The organism is Kitasatospora sp. NPDC054768, from assembly GCF_053612025.1.
The window spans coordinates 1-5592 of the sequence record NZ_JBSHBN010000289.1 but is presented as its reverse complement, the minus strand read 5'-3'; the positions used below and the strand labels follow the sequence as shown (position 1 = coordinate 5592).

At 71.0% G+C, this 5592-nt stretch carries 2 protein-coding genes; both read right to left on the bottom strand.

Annotated features, from left to right (window positions below):
- Positions 1-37: 37 nt before the first annotated feature.
- Positions 38-3601 (bottom strand): DNA polymerase III subunit alpha, encoded by a 3564-nt coding sequence (gene dnaE / locus ACWGKU_RS40235; protein WP_401046011.1) that lies wholly within the window; start codon positions 3599-3601, stop codon positions 38-40.
- Between the two features lie 340 nt (positions 3602-3941).
- Complete coding sequence (locus tag ACWGKU_RS40230; RefSeq protein WP_380549655.1) at positions 3942-5069, bottom strand: NADH:flavin oxidoreductase; 1128 nt, start codon at positions 5067-5069, stop codon at positions 3942-3944.
- Between the last annotated feature and the right edge of the window lie 523 nt (positions 5070-5592).

The following is a 5592-nucleotide window of genomic DNA, read 5'->3' as shown; positions in this document are numbered from 1 at the left end:
CTTCCGTCCTGACCGGAAGCGGCGGGCCCGGCGCCGGTCAGGACCGGACGGCTGCGCCCACCCAGGCGCGGTTGCCGAGGAGGGTCTTGACGTCCGAGGCGAGCCCGTTGTCCGGGTTCACCCGGTATCCGAGCTCGTAGAGGGTGTCCTTGTCCCAGTTGGTGGTGCGCAGCCGGACCGGGACGTCGCCGGGGTGGGCCTGGAGGGCGAGCTTGAGTTCGGCGACCACCTGGGGGTTGATCCGGGCGGCCGGGACGGTGATGTGCACCGGCGGCTTGGTGCCGAGCTCGGCGGAGGAGACGTCGAGGGTGGTGATCTCCTGGCCGAAGACGCTCAGGGACCCGTCGCGTTCGTTGAGCCGGCCGCGGATCGAGATGACGTTGTCCTCGATCATCTGCTCGGCCATCAGGTTGTAGGTCGCGGGGAAGAACAGCACCTCGACGGAGCCGTCGCGGTCGGCGAGGGTGATGATGGCCCACGCGTTGCCGGCCTTGTTGATCCGCCGGTCGACGCCGGTGATCAGGCCGGAGAGGCGCACCTCGCCCTCGGAGCGGCCGGAGCCGAGGAGTTCGGCGATCGAGGTGTCGCGGCTCTGGGAGAGGATGTGCTCGGCGCCGTCGAGCGGGTGGCTGGAGACGTAGAGGCCGAGCATCTCGCGTTCCAGGGCGAGGAGTTGGCGGCGGGGCCATTCGTTCTCGGTGAGTTGGAAGTCCAGCCCGATGCCGGGTCCGTCGTTGCCGGTGTCGAGGGCGCCGAAGAGGTCGTCCTGGCCGATGGCCTGTTGCTTCTTCAGCCCGGTGACGGCGTCGATCGCGCTCTCGTGCACGGTGCTGAGCGAGAGCCGGGTGTGGCCGAGGGAGTCGAAGGCGCCCGCCTTGACGAGGGAGTCGACGGTGCGCTTGTTGCACACCACCAGTTCGACCTTGTCCAGGAAGTCGGCGAAGGAGGTGTACTTGCCCTGCTCGCCGCGGGTGCGCACCAGGGACTCGATCACGGGTACGCCGACGTTGCGCACGGCCTTGAGGCCGAACCGGACGTCGCTGCCGACGGCGGTGAAGTCGACCACGGACTCGTTGACGTCGGGGGAGAGGATCTTGATGCCCATCTGCCGGCACTCGGCCAGGTAGACCGCCATCTTGTCCTTGTCGTCGGCGACCGAGGTGAGCAGCGCGGCCATGTACTCCGCGGGGTAGTTGGCCTTGAGGTAGGCGGTCTGGTAGGAGACCAGGCCGTACGCGGCGGAGTGCGATTTGTTGAACGCGTAGCCGGCGAACGGGACCAGGACGTCCCAGACCGCCTGGATGGCCTCGTCGGAGTAGCCGCGCTCCTTGCAGCCGGCGTGGAAGGGGACGAACTCCTTCTCCAGCACCTCCTTCTTCTTCTTGCCCATCGCCCGGCGGAGCAGGTCGGCCTGGCCGAGCGAGTAGCCGGCGAGCACCTGGGCGGCGCGCTGGACCTGCTCCTGGTAGACGATGAGGCCGTAGGTGGGGCCGAGGACGTCCTTCAGCGGCTCCTCCAGCTCGGGGTGGATCGGGATGATCTCCTGCTGGGCGTTCTTGCGGAGCGCGTAGTTGGTGTGGGAGTTCATGCCCATCGGGCCGGGCCGGTAGAGCGCGGAGACGGCGGAGATGTCGGCGAACTCGGTGGGCTTCATCAGCTTGAGCAGGGCGCGCATGGGGCCGCCGTCGAGCTGGAACACGCCGAGGGTGTCGCCGCGGGCCAGCAGCTGGTAGGTGGTGGGGTCGTCGATCGGGATCTTCTCGATGTCGACGTCCACGCCCCGGTTGGCCTTGACGATCTTGATGCAGTGATCGATGATGCCCAGGTTCCGCAGCCCCAGGAAGTCCATCTTGATCAGGCCCATGGCTTCGCACGACGGGTAGTCGAAGCCGGTGATGATCACGCCGTCCTTGTCCCGCATGTGCAGCGGGATGAGGTCGAGCAGCGGCGTCGAGGAGAGGATGACGGCGGCGGCGTGCACACCGGTGCCGCGGATCAGGCCCTCGATGCCCAGTCCGGTGTCGATGATCTTCTTGACGTCGGACTCGTTCTCGTACAGCGAGCGGATCTCGGTGCCCTCGTTGTACCGCGGGTGCTTCTCGTTGAAGAGGTCCGCCAGCGGGACGCCCTTGCCCATGACGTCCGGCGGCATCGCCTTGGTGATCCGGTCGCCCATCGCGAACGGGTAGCCGAGGATGCGGTTGGCGTCCTTGACGGCGGCCTTGGCCTTGATCGTGCCGAAGGTGTTGACCTGGGCGGTGTAGGCGGAGCCGTACTTCTCGGTGACGTAGCGCACCATCTGGTCGCGCTGGCGGTCGTCGAAGTCGATGTCGACGTCCGGGGGGTTGATGCGCTCGGGGTTCAGGAACCGCTCGAACAGCAGGTCGTGCTCCAGCGGGTCCAGCTCGGTGATCCGGGTCAGGTAGGAGACCATCGAGCCGGCCGCCGAGCCTCGGCCCGGGCCGACCGGGATGCCGTTGTCCCGGGCGTACTGGCAGATGTCGGCGACCACGAGGAAGTACGCGTCGAAGCCCATCGGGGAGATGACGCCCATCTCCAGCTCGACCCGGTCCAGCACCTCCTGGCTCGGGTTGTCGCCGTAGCGGTGCTTGAGGCCGGCGGCGATCTTCTGGCGCAGGAACGAGGCCTGGGTCTCGCCCTCCGGCACGTCGAACTGCGGCATCCGGTCGACGTAGTTGAAGACCTCGTCGTACGACTCGACCCGCTCGGCGATCGCGAGCGTGTTGTCGCAGGCCTCCGGCAGTTCGCGGAAGAGCTCGCGCATCTCCTCGGCGGTCTTCACGTAGTAGCCGCTGCCGTTGAACTTGAACCGGTTCGGGTCGTCCTTGTTCTTGCCCACGCCGACGCAGAGCAGGCTGTCGTGGGCGTCGGCCTGGTCGGCGGTCACGTAGTGCGAGTCGTTGGTGGCCAGCAGCGGGATGTTCAGCTGCTTGGCCAGGCGCAGGAGGTCCTCGCGGACGTCCTTCTCGATGGACAGGCCGTGGTCCATCAGCTCCAGGAAGTAGTTCTCCTTGCCGAAGATGTCCTGGTAGGCGCCGGCCGCCTTGACAGCCTCCTCGTACTGCCCGAGCCGCAGCCGGGTCTGCACCTCGCCGGAGGGGCAGCCGGTGGTGGCGATGATGCCGGTCGCGTTGGCGGCGATCAGCTCGCGGTCCATCCGGGGCTTCATGTAGTAGCCCTCCATCGACGCGAGCGAGGAGAGCTTGAAGAGGTTCCGCAGACCGGTGGCGTTCTGTGCCCACATGGTCATGTGGGTGTAGCGGCCGCCGCCGGAGACGTCCTTGCCGCCCTCGCCGTCGGCGCCGGACGGGCGCTGGCCGCCCGGCGACCAGAACACCTGCTTCTTCAGGAAGCGGGAGGCCGGGGCGACGTACGCCTCGATGCCGATGATCGGCTTCACCCCGGTCTTCGCGGCGGAGTGGAAGAACTCGTAGGCGCCGAACATGTTGCCGTGGTCGCTCATCGCGATGGCGGGCATACCCTGTCTCTCCGCCTCGGCGAAGAGCTTGCCGTTCTTCGCCGCCCCGTCCAGCATCGAGTACTCGGTGTGGACGTGCAGGTGCGCGAAGCTGTCGGACACGGCGCTGTGCTCCAGGAAGGGGTGTCGGTCGGGGAGCGCCCCACGCTAGCCGATCGGCGGCGGCGACGCGCCGGGCCGGGGTCCCGTTGCCGGGACCTTGACGCATCCTCCCCGGTTCCCCGACGGGCGACGGGACGTCCGGGTAGGGTGGGGCCCGTTTGCCCGGGGGTGCGGCGCGGGGTCGTGGCGGAGGCAGGCCGACGCTCGGGCCGGCCCGCCAACTCGGCTGCCGGACAGTCGGGTTGTGGGGCAGTGGGGCAGTGGGGCCCGGGGTCGGGCCTCGCCCAGCCCGCCGGACCCGGCCGCACGGGCGGTGCGGCCGGGCCCTCGGGCGCGGCGGTCAGCTCAGGGTGCGGATCGCGGCGGCGTCGTAGGGGCGCAGGTCGTCGAAGCGGCCGGAGAGGACCTTGGCGGCCCACTGCGGGTCCTGGAGCAGGGCGCGGCCGACGGCGACCAGGTCGAACTCGTCGCGCTCCAGCCGGTCGAGCAGGTTGTCGATGCCCCGGACCGGGGAGCCCTCGCCCGCGAACGCGCGGACGAAGTCGCCGTCGAGGCCGACCGAGCCGACGGTGATGGCGGGGCGGCCGGTGAGCTTCCTGGTCCAGCCGGCGAGGTTGAGGTCCGAGTCCTCGAACTCGGGGACCCAGTAGCGGCGGGTCGAGGCGTGGAAGGCGTCGACGCCGGCCGCGGCGAGCGGGGCGAGGATCGCCTCCAGCTCCTGGGGGGTCTCGGCGAGACGGGCCTCGTAGTTCTCCGACTTCCATTGCGAGTAGCGGAAGATCACCGGGAACTCCGGGGAGACGGCCTCGCGCACCGCGGCGACGAGCTCGGCCGTGAACGCCGTCCGGGCGACCGCGTCGCCGCCGTAGGCGTCGGTGCGGCGGTTGGTGCCCGCCCACAGGAACTGGTCGAGCAGGTAGCCGTGCGCGCCGTGCAGTTCCACGCCGTCGAAGCCGATCCGCTCGGCGGCAGCGGCGGCCTCGGCGAACGCGCCGATGACGGCGTCCAGGTCGGCCCGGGTCATCGCCCGCCCGGTTCCCTCGGTCCCGTCCAGCCGGATCCCGGACGGGCCGACGGCGGGGGCGTCGGCGAACGGCGGGTCGCCCTGCTTGCGCACCATGCCGATGTGCCAGAGCTGCGGCACGATGGTGCCGCCCGCCGCGTGGACGTCCTCGGCGACGCGGGCCCACCCGGCCAGCTGCTCCTCGCCGTGGAAGCGCGGGATGTCGTCGCTCTGGCCGGCCGACTCGTGGCCGACGTACGTGCCCTCGGTGACGATCAGGCCCACGCCCGCGGCGGCGCGGCGGGCGTAGTACGAGCGCACGTCCTCGCCGGGTACGCCGCCGGGGGAGAACCTGCGCGTCATCGGCGCCATCGCGATGCGGTTGGGCACGGTCAGCCCGTTGATCGTGACGGGCCGGGACAGGATCCCGGCCGCGCGGGAGGCCGGGTTCTCGGTGACGGTCATGGGATTCCTCGCGGTAGCGGCAGCGATGGTGTGCGCCGGGGCGGAAGCGGTCGCCCGTGCCAACCACCCCGGCGGCCCCCGCATTTCGCCGACCCCGCCCGACCCGCTGTGATCCGCGCCACTGCGCGCCGCGCGCCGCAGGGCCGCGCCCCCTCAGGGCCGGGGCACGGCCGCCGGCCGGCCGTGCCCCCCGCGACGGGGAGCCGCAGGCCTGCCGGCCGGGGAGGCTGCCAGCGGTCTGCCAGGGGTCTGCCAGCGAGGTGCGGAACGGTGGGACGCGTCGGGAGGAGCGCCGCGACCGAGGAGCGCGCGACCGCCCGGCCACGGACGAAAGGACTCCCGTATGACTCGCACATCCCGTCCCACCGGCCCCGTCGAGGGCCGCCGCCGGCCGAGGGCGTCCCGCACGGCGGGGCACCGCGTGGCAACCGCCTGGCGTCTGGGCGCGGGCGCGGTGGCCGCCGCCCGGCTGGCCGCGACGGCCCCCACGCCCGCGTCCGCCGCCGCGGACACCGCCCCGGGG

Coding starts and splice junctions, on each gene's coding strand:
- ACWGKU_RS40230 (WP_380549655.1), bottom strand. CDS start 5,069: ATGACCGTCACCGAGAACCCGGCCTCCCGCGCGGCCGGGATCCTGTCC.